Source organism: Sorangium sp. So ce693 (genome assembly GCF_051521375.1).
Classification (GTDB): Bacteria; Myxococcota_A; Polyangia; order Polyangiales; family Polyangiaceae; genus Sorangium; species Sorangium atrum.
In genome coordinates, this window is the sequence record NZ_CP150347.1 from 1,777,982 (window position 1) to 1,792,135 (window position 14,154).

11 protein-coding genes are annotated in these 14,154 nt (G+C 72.5%); 8 read left to right on the top strand and 3 right to left on the bottom strand.

Annotated features, from left to right (window positions below):
* The first annotated feature begins 150 nt into the window (after positions 1-150).
* The gene (locus tag WMF14_RS06705; RefSeq protein ID WP_272100854.1) at positions 151-534 is read left to right on the top strand and encodes a response regulator; all 384 of its coding nucleotides are present in this window, start codon (positions 151-153) and stop codon (positions 532-534) included.
* Between the two features lie 74 nt (positions 535-608).
* Here the strand turns inward: WMF14_RS06705 and WMF14_RS06710 are convergent, their stop codons facing one another.
* The 3 genes from WMF14_RS06710 to WMF14_RS06720 all read right to left on the bottom strand — a co-directional run bounded on the left by WMF14_RS06710 (position 609) and on the right by WMF14_RS06720 (position 5,403).
* Positions 609-2,261 (bottom strand): glycerol-3-phosphate dehydrogenase/oxidase, encoded by a 1,653-nt coding sequence (locus WMF14_RS06710; protein WP_437799348.1) that lies wholly within the window; start codon positions 2,259-2,261, stop codon positions 609-611.
* Positions 2,262-2,514: 253 nt separating this feature from the next.
* Positions 2,515-4,554 (bottom strand): ABC transporter ATP-binding protein, encoded by a 2,040-nt coding sequence (locus tag WMF14_RS06715; protein WP_437799350.1) that lies wholly within the window; start codon positions 4,552-4,554, stop codon positions 2,515-2,517.
* Between the two features lie 219 nt (positions 4,555-4,773).
* Entirely contained in the window at positions 4,774-5,403 is a 630-nt protein-coding gene (locus WMF14_RS06720) for an NAD(P)H-dependent oxidoreductase (RefSeq protein ID WP_437799352.1), read from the bottom strand.
* 310 nt (positions 5,404-5,713) lie between these two features.
* On the opposite strand from WMF14_RS06720, the gene WMF14_RS06725 reads away from it, so the two are divergent.
* The 7 genes from WMF14_RS06725 (at position 5,714) to WMF14_RS06755 (ending at position 14,141) form a co-directional block, all read left to right on the top strand.
* Positions 5,714-6,100, top strand: a complete 387-nt coding sequence (locus WMF14_RS06725) for a response regulator (protein WP_437799354.1) — start codon at positions 5,714-5,716, stop codon at positions 6,098-6,100.
* A 178-nt stretch (positions 6,101-6,278) separates the two neighbouring features.
* Entirely contained in the window at positions 6,279-7,856 is a 1,578-nt protein-coding gene (locus WMF14_RS06730) for an alkaline phosphatase D family protein (RefSeq protein ID WP_437799356.1), read from the top strand.
* Positions 7,857-8,050: 194 nt separating this feature from the next.
* Positions 8,051-9,364, top strand: coding sequence for a multicopper oxidase family protein (locus tag WMF14_RS06735; RefSeq protein ID WP_437799358.1), 1,314 nt, complete (start codon positions 8,051-8,053; stop codon positions 9,362-9,364).
* Positions 9,365-9,577: 213 nt separating this feature from the next.
* Positions 9,578-10,732: a hypothetical protein gene (locus WMF14_RS06740; RefSeq protein WP_437799359.1), complete on the top strand. Its 1,155-nt coding sequence runs from the start codon at positions 9,578-9,580 to the stop codon at positions 10,730-10,732.
* 476 nt (positions 10,733-11,208) lie between these two features.
* On the top strand, positions 11,209-11,673 hold the full coding sequence (locus WMF14_RS06745; RefSeq protein WP_272100862.1) for a hypothetical protein: 465 nt from the start codon (positions 11,209-11,211) through the stop codon (positions 11,671-11,673).
* Positions 11,674-11,749: 76 nt separating this feature from the next.
* On the top strand, positions 11,750-12,406 hold the full coding sequence (locus WMF14_RS06750) for a hypothetical protein (protein ID WP_437799361.1): 657 nt from the start codon (positions 11,750-11,752) through the stop codon (positions 12,404-12,406).
* Between the two features lie 208 nt (positions 12,407-12,614).
* Entirely contained in the window at positions 12,615-14,141 is a 1,527-nt protein-coding gene (locus WMF14_RS06755; protein WP_437799363.1) for a type I 3-dehydroquinate dehydratase, read from the top strand.
* The last annotated feature ends 13 nt before the right edge of the window (positions 14,142-14,154 follow it).

The window sequence follows — 14,154 nt, forward strand, 5'->3', positions numbered from 1 at the left end:
GGGACCGACCGCTTGCCACGGCCGCGGCGGTCGCTCAAGTTGCGTCACCGGGCCCATGAACACTCGATCGGTCAGGGCCGCAGCTGGGCTGCTCGGCGGGTCGGCTGAGAAAGCGCGTTGCGTGGCGCAGTCCGGTCGTGAGGTTCGGTCATGATCGAGAAAACGGGGCGCATCCTGGTCGTCGAGGACGATCTGGATATCAGGAGCATTCTGACGCAGCTCCTCGTGTTCGAGGGGTACGACGTCGAGGAGGCGGCGGACGGCGCCGAGGCGCTCGAGCTGCTGCGGCGAAACGGGCCGCCCGCGCTGATCCTGCTCGATCTGATGATGCCGATCATGGATGGCTGGCAGCTCCGCGCCGAGCTCCAGCGCGACCCGGCGCTCGCGTCGATCCCGGTGGTGATCGTGTCCGCCGACGTGCGGGTCGAGCAGGAGGCGTCGCGGCTGCGCGTCGCCGGCCTGCTGAAGAAGCCGCTCCAGATCGAGCCGTTGCTCGAGCTGGTCCACCGCATCTGCGGCGCGCCGGCGCGATGAGCCCGGCGAGGCGCGCGCCGGGGCGACGCTGGAGCGGCCCGGGGGCCCCCTGATCACGCCCCGGGGCGCAATCGCTACCCGGCCGGCAGCGCCGCGGCGGGCGCCTTCCCCTCCGGGAGGCGGCCGGCGCCGTGCTCCTGGAAGTACTCCTCCAGCCGCCTGTCGGCCTCGTCCCCGAAGAGGAGCCTGCACGCCTCGCGGAGGCCGGGCGACCTCGCGAGCGCGTCGCGGCGGAGCAACAGCGCGATCTTCGTGCGCCGCCGCAGGAAATCGTCGAGCTTCGCGATCATCTCGTGCTTCGCGGCGTGGGCGACCTCGCAGCGCAGGTCGTCCGCCCCTTCGATCAGCGGGTCGGCCATCCTCGGGTCGCTCCGGATGTCCTCGAGCAGCCCGAGCGCCTGCGCGCCATAGCGGCGCCATAGCCGCGTGCTGAGCGTCTCCGAGGCGCGCGGCGGCGTCAGCGCGTCGAGATCGAGGGCGCGCGCCTTGAGAAAGAACTCTTTACGAAGCGCCTCGGCCGGCTCGCCATACCAGCGCTGCGCGGGGCGGGGCAGCGCGACGCCGAGCCGCTGCACGGCGGCGCAGACCTCGTCGCCCACGTTGATGCAATCGGTGAGCTTGCCGCCGAAGATGCTCACGTGGGCCTGCGCCCGGTCCACCTCGAGGGCGTGCTTGCGCGAGAGCTGAAGCCAGTCCTCGCCGTCTCCGCCGCCCTCGACGGCCAGGGGGCGCACCCCGCAGCGCTCCGCGATGACGTCGGCCTCGGTCAGGGGGCGGGGCAGGTCGAGGCGCTTGTTGATGTTGGAGAGAACGAAGCGCCGGTCCTCGGGCGTCACCGCCGCGCGCGGGCCCTCGACGCGGGTGTCGGTCGTGCCGATGCACGTCCTCGAGCCCATCGGGATCACGAAGAACAGCCGGCCGTCGTCCGCGAAGAACGTGAGCACCCGCCGGCTCGAGGTGAGCCGATCCACGATGAGGTGGATGCCCTTCGAGAAGATGTGGCGGTGCCTGGTCCGCTGGCCCGTCAGCTCGTTGTGCGCGTCCACGAACGGCCCGCAGGCGTTCACGAGCACGCGCGACCGGATGGCGAGCTCCCTGCCCGACAGGACGTCGCGGGCGCGCGTGACCCACTCGCCCCCCTCGCGCCGCGCGCCGAGCGACTCGACGTAGTTGGCCGCCCGCGCGCCGTGATCGAGCGCCGCGCGCACGAAGCCCCAGACGAACCGCGCGTCGTTGTCGACGAGGTACGCGTCGGAGTACTCGAATCCTCCGTCGCAGCCGTCCAGGTTGATGATCGGCTCCTCCCGCGCGATCGCCCGGCGGGAGAGCAGGCGAGGGATGCGCGTGAAGAAGCTGCCGATGATCCAGTAGAGCCAGGTGCCGAGGAAGAGCTTGAAGAGCCCGTGGCGGAAGCCCCGCTCGTGCGCGGCGTAGAACCGGATCTCCTGCACCGACGACGGGTAGCTCCTGAGGAGGAGGTTCCTCGACGTGCAGAGCTTCCGCACGAGCGGAAACTCGAAGCTCTCCATGTACTTGATGCCACCCCAGGCGAGGTTCGACGACTCCTGGCTGGTGAATCCGGCGAAGTCGCCCCGATCGATCAGCGCGACCTTCGCCCCCCGCGCGGCGAGGGCCGCGGCCGCGACGGCGCCGTTGATCCCGGCGCCGAGGACGAGGACGTCGAACGTTTCGCGGCTCAAGCTGTCGATGTTCGTGGCCCGCAGCATCGATGGCGATCCGGCGAAGGCGCTGCCCGCGCGCGCCCCATCTGCTCTATCACGTCCCCGCGGCCTCGTGGCGGCGGACGGCGCCCAAAAGCGCGGCGGCGGCGGCGCGCGATGCTGTGCGCGCTTCTGTCCGCTGCGCGCGCTTCTGTCCGCTGCGCGCGCTTCTGTCCGCTGCGCGGGCTGGCATCCAGGCGGCTCCGTCACCGTCGCCGCTGTTCAACGGAGTTTCGGTTACGTCCTGCCGACGTTTCGCTCAGCCCATCAGCCCATCGGCCCAGCTGCCGTCCTCGCCGCGGTACGCGTCGGGCGACGGCGCCGGCTGGACGCGGCGCGGGCTGCTCTTCGTCGGGGCGTGGCCTGTGTGGAGGTGCTGCCAGCGCGCCATCTTGGTGTAGACGCCGCCCCGCCGCAGGAGCTCTCCGTGCCCGCCGTGCTCGACGATGCGGCCGCGCTCCATCACGAAGATCTGGTCGCAGTCGACGACCGTGCTCAGGCGGTGGCTCATGAGGACGATCGTCCGCTTCCCCTTCAGCGCGCGCAGCGCCTCGCCGATGGTCCGCTCGTGCTCGGCGTCGAGCCCGTCGGTCGGCTCGTCGATCACCAGGATGGGCGCGTCCGTCAGCAGCGCGCGCGCGATCGCGATGCGCTGCCGCTGGCCTGTCGACAGGTTGAGCCCGCCGTCGGCGATCGCCGTCCGGTAGCCGTCCGGCAGCGCCTCGATGAAGCCGGCCGCCCCCGCCATCTCCGCCGCCATCCGGATCTCCGCGTCGGTCGCGGACGGGCGGCCGTAGGCGATGTTCTCCGCGATCGTGGCCGGCAGGAGGATGCTGTCCTGGAGGACGAGCGCGATGTGCCGGCGCAGGTCGGCCACGCGGATCGCGCGCGTGTCGATGCCGTCGAGCCGCAGCGCCCCGCAGGTGGGGTTGTGGAAGCGCGGCAGCAGGCCGAGCAGCGTCGTCTTGCCGGCGCCGACCGAGCCCACGAACGCGACCATCTCGCCCGGCCGGATCGTCGCGTCGACCCCGCGCAGCACCGGGTGGCCCGGGCGGTACTCGAACCCGACGCCATCGAGCGAGAGCGCGCGCGGCTGCGGCGGGAAGTGGGCCGCGTCGTGCCTGTCGACGACCGCCTGGTCGCGGTCCAGCACCTCGAAGACGCGCTGCGCGCCCGCGACGCCGCCCTGCACCGCGGCGCCGGCGCCGGTCAGCTTGCAGAGCGGGTCGTAGAGCATGCCCAGGTAACCGAGGAACGCCGTCAGCGCGCCGAGCGTCATGCCCGCCTCGCCCCCGCCCGCCCGGGCCTGGACGATGAGGTAGCCGCCGTAGCCGAGCACCAGCGCGCCGCCGAGCCCGAGGATCGAGCCCATGGCGAGCGTGTGGCGGAGCTCGTCGTGGTGGAGCCTCAGCCACGCCTTCACGCTGTTGCGCAGCGTCGTGTGGAAGCGCGCCTCCTCGTCCGCCTCGCGGCCGAACGCCTGGACGAGGCCGATCGACGCCATCGAGCGCTGGACGGACGTCGCGAACTCGCTCTCGACCTCCTTCGCCTCGGTGCACTTCTTGTGCAGCACGCGCCCGAACTTGGCGTTCGTGAGGAGGAGCGGCGGCACGACCGCGAGCGCGAGGATCGTGAGCTCCAGGCTGCGCGAGGCCATGATGCAGATCATCACGGCGAGCGTCAGCGCGCTCCCCATCACGGCGACCGCCACGTTGAGGATGCCGTGGCACCCGGAGGCGTCCTGGTTGAGCCGGTAGAGGGCGTCCCCCTGCGGCTGCGCCCGGTGATAGCCCATGTGGAGCGCCTGGAGCTTCCGGTACACGTCGCGCCGCACGCGCGTGAGCCCGCCATAGCCGATGCGGAACGTGAGCAAGGCGCGGCCCATGCCCACGAACTCCTGCGCCACCCGGAGGACGAGCGTGATCGCCGCGAGCCCGAGGACGCGGCCGAGCAGGCTGTCCGGGAGCGGGGCGAGCAGGATGCGATGGACGAAGTCCCCCGTGCGCGGGCCGGTCGAGATGAGATCCACGATCACGGCGACGGGCCACACCTGGAGCAGGCTGATCGCGATCGAGACGCAGACCAGCACGGCGAGCGCGCCGAGGCGCGCCCACTCGCCCTTGAAGTACGCGCCCACCCGGAGGAAGAAGCGGACCCGCTCCGCGCCGGCCGGCTGGCTGGGCGCGGCGCGCGCGGCGGTCAGCTGCCCGGTCGTCCTCGGAGAATGCCTCGAGCTCCTGAGCCTGCCTTCGCGCCGAGGCGAAGGATGATAGTTCTTGCGGTGAGCGTGTGCGCTCATGGTTCGCTGAGCTCTCTCCTGTCTACGGCTGAGGTGGTCGCCGGCGGCCCATCTCGGGCCCGGCCTGACGAACCATCGGTTATGACCGGTAGCGAGGTATCGCCGCTGGTGTAACAGCCCAACGCGGAGGCGCTCTACGCGAGTGCCGAAGAAGAGGCTGGCGCTTGCTGATTTGCTGCGCGGTTGTCCGGGACTCCAGGGCCGGCGGCGCCAGCGCGGTCAACGGCACAGGCCGACGGCGCGGCCGGCTCTCCGCGCCTGCCCGCGAGTCCGGTCCTCGAACAGCGCGAGCCTGCGGCCGAGGGCGCGCGCCGGCGCGAGGTCGAGCTCCGCCGGCGCGTGATCCGCGCTCGCCCGAGGCGGGCCGCCGCGCTGCGCGGCCCTGCTCGTCGGATCCAGCTCCGCGCGGGCGGGGGCCTGGAGCAGGAGTCCATGGCCGGCGAGGGAGGCGAGCGTCGCCTGGAGCGTCGCGCGCTGCGCTCCCTGGACCGCGGACGGCGAGCAGAACACCGAGGCTACCTTGCCGGCGAGATCTCCCGACGGCTGCCCCGATCCGTCGAGGAAGCGCCGGATCTCCGCGCACATCGCGCCATAACGCGCGGGCGAGCCGATGGCGATGCCGTCCGCCCAGAAGAGGTCGTCTCGCTGCGCCAGCGGGACGGAGGTGAGGTGTTCCCGCGCGGCACGGATCCGCTCATTCGCCGTGCTCCACCGGTCCTCGATCGCCGCCAGATCGGCGACGCGCCGGAGCCGCACGGTCGCTCCGGCCTGCTCGGCGCCCTGCGCGACGGCGGCCGCGAGCGCGGCCGTGCCGCCATAGAGGGAATAGAAGACCACGGCCACGTTCATGCCGAGCGCGCATGCAGCCCTCATACCGCCGTGACCGCTGCCGGGGCGCTTCCATGGCGCTCCGGACGAGCTCGGCACGCGCACCGTCATGGCGTCGTCAGGAACGGCCCGCTGGCAGGCTCCGCAGCCGCGGAGGACGCATGGTGCATAGAATGCGGCGCGATTCAAATTGCGCGCCGCGGCTCCGCGCCTTATGGGTCCCTCGATGGGCCGGAGCGGATCGCGCAGGGGCGCTGGCGTCGATGTCCCGTGCGCTCCCGGAGGGGGGCGCGGCGCGGAGCGGGGCGATCCGACGCGCCCTTTGGGCCCGATGGGGCGGAGGCTCGCGGAGCAGGGCCCCTCTCGACGGAAGACGATCTTCATCATCGAGGACGACCCAGGCGTCTGCGATGCGCTCGTGACCGTCCTGTGCGACGAGGGATACGAGGTGATGACGGCCCGGGACGGCGCGGACGCGCTGGCCAGGCTCCGCGAGGCGCCGACGCCGGCGCTCATCGTGCTCGATCTGATGATGCCGGGGATGGACGGATACGCGTTCCGCGCAGAGCAGCTGCGCACGCCCGCGATCTCCGACGTCCCCGTGGTCGTGCTGACGGCGGGGGCGGCGCCGCGGGCCACGGAGCTCGGATCGGTCGACATCCTGAAGAAGCCTGTCGATCTCGTCGCGTTGCTCGACGTGGTCGGTCGCAACACCTGAGTCGGCGCCGGGCGCCCGAAACGAACATCGCCGAGAGCGCGGCGCGACGGACGCGTTACAGCGCTCGTTTCCGCTTGCCGGGGCGGCGGTGCGCGCGTCATACGCAGCTCACCGCACGCGGTCGACGAGGGGCGAGATCATGTCGATGGCCCGGCGAAGCATCCTTTGCAGCGTATCCATGTTCAGCCTCGCCACGCTCCCCGGAGTGTCGGGCGGCGGGGGCGGCGCGCCGGACGGCGGTGAGCCTCTGCCGGCGTCGGGGGACGCCCCGCCGCCGGACAGCGAGCTGTCGAAGGCGGTATTCCAGCACGGCGTGGCGAGCGGGGATCCGCTGCCGGATGCCGTCATCCTCTGGACGCGCGTGACGCCGGTGAAGGCGGGCGCGGTGGCGGTGACATGGCAGATCGCGCTCGACGCCGGCTTCAGCCGGATCGTGGGCGCGGGGGCGCTCCTGACGGACGAGGAGCGCGATCACACGGTCAAGGTCGACGCCGGCGGGCTCGACCCGGGGAAGACCTATTATTACCGGTTCATCGCCCTCGGCGGATCGTCCCCGGTCGGGCGCACGAGGACGGCGCCGCGCGGCCTCGCTGAGCGGCTGCGCTTCGCCGTCGCGTCGTGCTCGAGCTATGCGCACGGGCTGTTCCACGGCTACCGGCACATCGCCGCGCGCCTCGACCTCGACGCGGTGATCCACCTCGGCGATTACATCTACGAATTCGGCACCGGCGAGTACGGGGGCGCGCGGCATTGCGAGCCCGCGCACGAGCTCGTGACGCTCGCCGACTACCGCGCGCGTTATGCCCAGTACCGGCGCGACAGGGATCTCCAGGCGGCTCACCAGCAGCACCCGTTCATCACGGTCTGGGACGACCATGAGCTCGCGAACAACACATGGAAGGGCGGCGCGGCGAACCACACGTGGCCTGCCGAGGGGTCGTGGGAGGTGCGCAGGGCGGTCGCGCAGCGCGTCTACGCGGAGTGGATGCCGATCCGCGAGCACCCGCGCGATGCCGGCCGGATCTGGCGCGCGCTGCGCTATGGCGATCTCGTCGACCTCTTCCTGCTCGACACGCGCTCCTGGGGGCGCGACCGGCAGGCCGACCCGGGCGACCGCGCGGCGATCGAGGCGCCGGCGCGGACGATCCTCGGGCGCGATCAGGAGGCGTGGCTGCGCGCGGAGCTCGCGGGCTCGACGGCGGCGTGGAAGGTCATCGGCCAGCAGGTGCTGATGGGCCATGTCCCGCAGGACCTGAACACGGACGCGTGGGACGGGTACCCGGCGGCGCGCCAGCGCTTCTTCGAGCTCCTCGACGAGGAGCGCGTGCGCGACGTCGTCGTGCTCAGCGGCGACACCCACGCGTCGTGGGCGATCGAGCTCGCGCCGGCGCCGCTCGATCCGGCGCGCTACGACGCCGCGACCGGCCGGGGCGCGCTGGCGGTCGAGATCGCGGTGCCGGGGATCACCTCCCCGTGGCTCACCGAGGAGCAGGCCCGGACGACCGAGCCGCTGTTCCTCACGAACCCGCACGTCAAGTACGTCGACCTGTGGCGCCGCGGGTACGTGGTCCTCGACGTGACGCCGGAGCGCGTGCAGGGCGCGTGGTTCCTGTACGACGCGCCCGAGCGCCCCCAGGTCGACGAGGTCTTCGCCGCGGCGTTCGCCGCGCGCCGCGGCGAGAGCCACCTGCGCCGGGAGGAGGCTGCGGCGCCCGCCATCGACGACCCGCCCGAGGCCGCGCCTCGGCTGAGCTGACCTGGAGCCGACGCGCGGCGGGCCGGCGAAGCCCGCGAAAACACGCGGGTTCTCCGCCGGTTGGTGGTAAGATCCGTCCGCGCGATATGCTGTGCCGGCGTTCTGCTTGTCCTTTCGCGGGCCTCTGGCTCGCCGTCGCCGCGATAGGGTGTGCGGTCGAGCCTCCGTCGCAGCCGGAGGGGTGGGACAGCGCTGTGGCGCTGCGACCGGCGCGCGATCTCGACGCGAGGCCGGGGGTGCTCGAGGTCGATCTGACGGCGCGCGTCGAGGACGTGGAGATCGCGGCCGGCAAGAAGACGCCGACCTGGACCTACAACGGCGGGCTCCCCGGCCCGCTGCTCCGCGCCAGGGTGGGAGATCGCGTGATCGTGCACCTCCGCAACGAGCTGCCGGCGCCAACGACGGTGCACTGGCATGGCGTGCGTTTGCCGGCGGCGATGGATGGCGCGCCCGGGCACAGCCAGCCCGAGACGCCGCCGGGAGGCGACTTCACGTACGACTTCGTGGTGCCGGACGCGGGGCTGTACTGGTACCACCCGCACGTCGACTCCGCGGTGCAGGAGGGCAATGGCCTCTACGGCCCGCTGCTCGTCGAGGATCCGGACGAGCCCGCGGGGCTCGGCGACCAGCTCGTGCTCGTGCTCAGCGACGTCAGCCTGCGCGACGACGGCTCGCTCGAGGACCCGCAGGCGGGCGGCAATCTCGGCACGCTGTTCGGGCGCGAGGGCGACCTCCTGCTCGTCAACGGGCGCGTCAACCCGGTGATCGGGGCGCGCGCCGGGCTCAGGCAGCGGTGGCGCATCGTCAACGCGGCCAAGTCCCGCTATTACCAGCTCGTGATCACGGATCACCGCTTCACCCGCATCGGCGGAGACGGCGGGCTCCTGGAGCACCCGGTCGAGGAGGACAGGATCCTGCTCACCCCCGGAGAGCGCGCCGACGTGCTCGTGACGCCGCGCGGGGCGCCGGGCGCGACGCTCTCGGTGCGCTGGGTGCCCTACGATCGCGGCTATGGCGCGACCTTCGGGAGGCCCGAGGTCGAGGCCTTCCGGCTGCGCCTCGCGGACGAGCCCCTGGCCGAGGACGACCCGCTCCCCGAGGTCGCGCGGACCATCGAGGCGCTCGACACGGCGGCGGCGAGGCGCGTCGATCTGCAGCTCACGCGGGAGGAGGGCCCGGGCGACCTCGTGATGGGCATCAACGGCGTGCCCTCGTGGGAGGCGGAGCCGCTCGTGGCGGCGGTGGGCGAGACCGCGGTGTGGACCGTCGAGAACACGATGGAGTTCGATCACCCGTTCCACCTGCACGGCTTCTTTTTTCAGGTGCTCGGCGCCGACGGTCAGCCGGTCAGGCCTCTCGCGTGGAAGGACACGGTGAACGTGCCTGTCGACGGCGCGGCCCGCTTCGCGGTGCGTTACGACAACCGGCCTGGCATGTGGATGTTCCACTGCCACATCCTCGATCACGCCGACGCGGGCATGATGGGGATGCTGCACGTCGTGCCGTGAGAGGCGGCCGCGGGGGAAGGCGGCGAAGCGCGCGAAGCAGGGCGCGGAAGGCTTGCGATGCGCGGGTCGGGTTGATAACAGCGCTGTAGAAAAACAGGGGCTCTGTCGGTATCTCGCACAACACAGCACCTCCGCCGCGGCGGGAGGGGGCTGCGAGGCGTGGACAGGCATGATCCCGAGACGGGGAGGCCCTGGATCGGGTAGGATGGGCGCGTGGTGGATCTCGATGCGATCTCGGACCGAACCTACGTGGCTGCGGGGGCGGACTTCGCGTTCGTGATCACCCGGCGGGGGCGGCTCGTCACCAAACGCGTGCCGCGCGACATGCCCAGGGAGGGCCGCAGCCAGATCGTCGACGCGGCGCTGGGCCTCGGGGAGCGGGGCCGGCTCGGGTGCGTGGAGCTGAGGCGCGAGGATCTGGTGCCGTACGGGGGCGCGGCGCCCGTCGACGTGTACTTCGGGGTTTCCGCCGAGGCGATCCTCTGCGTGGTGATGCCCACGTGGGCGGACCGGCGCGATGTGGCGTCCGCGATCGAGCACGGCCTGCGCGAGATCGACGAGGGGACCCCGGCGGCGTCGCGGCAGGTCCGGGCGGCGCCGCGGCGCACCCGGTCGCGCCCGCGCGGGGAGGCGGTGACCGTGCCGGCGCGCCGGCCGGCCGCCGAGGTGCGCGAGGTGCCGCCGCCGATCAGCGGGGCGGCGGCGTCCTTCAGCGAGCCGCAGCCGCTGGGAGCGAAGCACGCCGCGCCGCCGTCGTCGCCGGGGCGCAAGCGCAGCGCCGTCGCAGGGCTGGTCCTCCTGGCCAACGGGGGGCCGCCGCGGTCGCTGGCGCGCCCGGTGGCGGTGCGCGAGGCGCCGGCGTCGCCTGGGACGCCAGCGCGGCCCTCCGGGTCGTTGCCGGACATCCGCCTCGGCGAGGCGACGCTCGGTCGCGAGAGCCTCGATGCGATCGGGCGAGAGCTCGGCGGGGCGTGGCCGTCGGCGCCCGAGATCCGGATCGGCGCGGCGCCGGTGGGGGAGGGGGCCGCGGCGGCGATCGGGGCGGAGATGCCGGAGCCGGCGCGGGCGGGATCGATGCCGGAGGCGGTGCGCCTCGAGCTGGTGAGCATCAGCCGCGAGAGCCTGATGGAGATCGCGGCCGAGGAGGGGCGCATGGCGGCGGCGGGGCCGAGGCCGTGGGCGCCGCCGATGCGGCCGGTGCAGAGCACGCAGCCGTGGGAGGAGCCGCCCGAGGACGCGGGGCGCATGGCCGAGGCCGAGAGCGGGGCCGGCGAGGCGGCGGCCGCGGAGCTGGAGGGCGAGGCGGGGGAGCCCGAGAGCCAGATTATCGAGGTGGGGCCGGCGGGGCGGGGCGCTCGCGCGGGCTGAGGCGAGAGCGGGGGAGCGTCTCGGTCGGCGGAGAGGCGACGCTGCTCGCTTACGCATGGCCGGGAAACGGGCGCGAGCTACGCAACGTGATCGAGCGGGTGTCGTGCCTGGCCGCCGCAGGGGAGCTCGGGCGCAGGGAGCTCGTGGATATCGCGCCAGAGCTCGTGCCAGGCTTTGCGATCGGAGGAGGTGAGCGCGAGGCTCCTCTCGTTCGCGCGCGCTCGCTCCTCCGGAGGACGTAGCGGCGGAGCCTGAGCCGAAGTGTCGCCTGCCAGGCGACAACCTGCCGGCGCGATGTGACCGCCGGGCGACAACTCGCTCGCCCACGGAGACTGCCAGTCACGCCGAGCACCACGAATCCAAGCTTTCCGCGCTCCCGGAAGCCCGCGGCACGGGCGCTGCAAAACGCGGCTGCGGGCGCGGACGGAGGGCACCGCTCCCGACAAACAACAGTTGCCCTCCGGAGAACTCCTCATATGAGCACCACCTTCAAGAGCTTCCTCCTCGCCGCCATGGCCGCCGTCTCCGTCGGTGCTGTCGCCGCGCCCGCCACCGCCAGGACGACGACGGCCAGCGCCGGGACCACCGTCGCGCCTTCCGATCGCGCGTGCTTCTCGGAGTACTGGGGCAACATCTACAACAACGGCTCTACCGGCTGCGCTGGCCCGCGTGCCTGGCTCGTCCCCGCCGTCGTGGACCACGCCGGCTGGACCAACTTCTCGGTGGGCGGCATTGCCTTCAACCTCAGCAGCGACGTGAGCTGCCGCGCCATCGGCACGAGCTGGGACGGCTACGTCTGGGATCTCTATGCGGCGAAGTCGCTCACCTCCGTCAACGTGTTCCAGCAGATCAACGTGACGAGCTACCACACCGCCAACGGGTCGTCGTACCTGGCGTGCGACATCACCCCCAACGGCCGCATCACCACTGTGACGTACTGAGCGCGACGGCCGGCCCCGGGGAGCGCGCCTCTCCGGGGCCGGCTCGCAGCGAGCGACACTTGCTCTGGAGACAGCCATGAAGAACGGTCATGTCATCGTCACATTCGTCGTGCTCGTCGGGGCCGCCGCCGGGTTCAACGTGATGAGCGAACGGCGGCACGAGAAGCAGCTAGCGGGCCTCCGCACCGAGATGCAATCGCTGTCCGTGTCGGTGGAGGCGGCGCAGGGCCGCCCGCAGAACAAGGCCGTTCTGACCGCGGCCGCGCCCGTGCTCGCGCGGCAGACGGCTCCGCTCGCTCCGGACCCGGGGCAGGATGACGAGGACGAGGCGTCGCCCCGGGGCGATGCGCAGGACGAGCCGGCCCACCCCACGCTCGAGCCCGCGGAGATGAAGAGCGAGCTCGACACGGTGTTCGCGTCCGAGCGCCCCGACCCCGCCTGGACCGCGGAGGCGAGCCGCACGGTCAGCTCCCGCGTCGCCGCGGTGCTGCCCGAGTCATCGGCGCTGCGCAACGTCGATTGCCACGGCAGCATGTGCCGTATCGAGACGAGCCACACCGACTTCGAGAGCTACCGGCGCTTCGTCCAGGGGGCCTTCATGACCCCCGGCTCCCGGATCTGGAACGCCGGCTTCTTCGCCTCGCCGCCGATGCCCGACGAGAGGGGCGAGCTGACCGCCACTGTCTACCTCGCGCGCGAAGGCGAGCCCTTGCCGGTGAGCATGGTGCAATGAGCAGCCATGCGCTCGGGAGGATTGCCCCTATGGAGGAGCTCGCCCGCGAAGAGCAACGGCGTAACCTTCAGTGACTGTCACGGCGACGCGACGTCCTCATGCGCAGCTCCGCCACCCCTCCTGCGCACCTTTGCCATCATAGGATCTGACGCGCCCTGGCACGCGCCATGCACTTGCTTCGGGCCGAGGCGCGACAAGGCCTATGCGAGTGCGCGAGATCGTTCCTGAAGTCGCCCTGATCGCCACGCTGACGAGGCCGCCCTCGCGCTCCGGCGACGAGCTCACGGCGCTGCCGGCGAGGGTGCGCTTCGTGGAGGTGCGCGCGGATCAGGTGGGCAGCGTCGATCCGGGCGTCCTCCGCCGCCATTTCAATGGAAAGCTCGTTTACAGCCTGCGGAGCCGCCGCGAGGGGGGCTCGTTCGACGGCGAGCTCGCGGCCCGCCATGAGCGGCTGATCGCAGCGGCGGAGCAGTACGATCGCGTCGATCTCGAGGCCGAGCGGGATCTGGTGCCCCGCGTCCTCGAGCGCATCCCGGCGGAGCGGCGCGTGATCTCGTGGCACGGGACCGCGGCAGGCCGCTGGGACTACCGCGGTCGGCTCGGCGTGCTGGATCGCGCGGCGGCGTGGCTCTATCGGATGGTGCCGACCGTGACCCGCACGGCCGAGGCGCTCGCAGCGCTGGAGTTCCTCGCGGAGCTCGGACGGCGGGACGTGACGGCGTTCGCCGCGGGCCCGGCGGGCATGTGGACGAGCCTCCTCGCCCCCCGCCTGGGCGCGCCGGTCGCGTTCGGTGCGGTCGAGCTCCGCGAGCCAGACGCGGGGGAGATCAGCGCGGCGCAGCTCGTTGCCGACTACGGGCTGCCATCGCTCAAGCCGGTGCGCGAGCTGTTCGGTATCGTCGGCTCGGTCGTCTCCCGCTCGCTGTCCCCGAGGCTCCACAACGCGGCGTACCGCGCGGCCAGCGTGCCGGCGTTGTACCTGCCCTTCTCGGCGGAGCGCTTCGAAGACCTCTGGTCCGACAGGGTGCGGGCACGTCTGGCCGCGCTGGGGATGCCTTTGAAGGGGCTCACGGTCATCTCTCCGCACAAGGAGGCCGCGCTCGCGGCCGCGGCCGCAGCGAGCCCCGTCGCTCGGCGCGCGGAGGCGGCGAACCTCCTCGTCCAGCGCGGCCGATCGTGGCTCGCGACGACGACCGATGCCGAGGGGGTCCTCTCGCCGCTGCGCGCGCGGCGGGTCGACGTGGCGAGGCGCAGGGTGGCCGTGGTCGGCTGCGGTGGCGCGGGGCGCGCCGCGGCGGCGGCCTTCGATGGAGCCGGCGCGGAGGTGACGCTCGTGAACCGTGGCCTCGAGCGTGGCCGCTTCGCGGCGTCCCTCCTGGGCCTGCCGTTCGCGCCGCTCGCTGACTTCGCTGTGGGCGACTACGCCATCGTGGTCAATGCGACGCCCTGCGCGGGCCACGATGGCGAGTTCCCCTTCGATGTTCGACGGCTGGCGAGGGGGGCGATCGTCGTGGATCTGGTGGTCGGAGCCGCGCCGACGCCGCTCGTTCGGGCCGCAGAGGCGCTGGGCCATACGGTGATCGATGGCCGGGAGGTGCTCCTCGTCGAGGCACGCCGCCAGTTCCGCCTGATGACCGGGCGGCACATGGCGGCCGAGGCGGCGCGCAAGCTCCTCGATGGCCATGGCAACGAGCGTGCTGACGAGGCAGCGGAGCGGCGGCAGGCGATCGCGTGAGGGGAGGAGAGGA

What these genes read in the sequence shown, in the direction of transcription:
- WMF14_RS06705 (WP_272100854.1), top strand. Translation starts at nt 151, where the DNA reads ATGATCGAGAAAACGGGGCGCATCCTGGTCGTCGAGGACGATCTGGAT.
- WMF14_RS06710 (WP_437799348.1), bottom strand. Translation starts at nt 2,261, where the DNA reads ATGCTGCGGGCCACGAACATCGACAGCTTGAGCCGCGAAACGTTCGAC.
- WMF14_RS06715 (WP_437799350.1), bottom strand. Translation starts at nt 4,554, where the DNA reads ATGAGCGCACACGCTCACCGCAAGAACTATCATCCTTCGCCTCGGCGC.
- WMF14_RS06720 (WP_437799352.1), bottom strand. Translation starts at nt 5,403, where the DNA reads ATGAACGTGGCCGTGGTCTTCTATTCCCTCTATGGCGGCACGGCCGCG.
- WMF14_RS06725 (WP_437799354.1), top strand. Translation starts at nt 5,714, where the DNA reads ATGGGGCGGAGGCTCGCGGAGCAGGGCCCCTCTCGACGGAAGACGATC.
- WMF14_RS06730 (WP_437799356.1), top strand. Translation starts at nt 6,279, where the DNA reads ATGTTCAGCCTCGCCACGCTCCCCGGAGTGTCGGGCGGCGGGGGCGGC.
- WMF14_RS06745 (WP_272100862.1), top strand. Translation starts at nt 11,209, where the DNA reads ATGAGCACCACCTTCAAGAGCTTCCTCCTCGCCGCCATGGCCGCCGTC.
- WMF14_RS06750 (WP_437799361.1), top strand. Translation starts at nt 11,750, where the DNA reads ATGAAGAACGGTCATGTCATCGTCACATTCGTCGTGCTCGTCGGGGCC.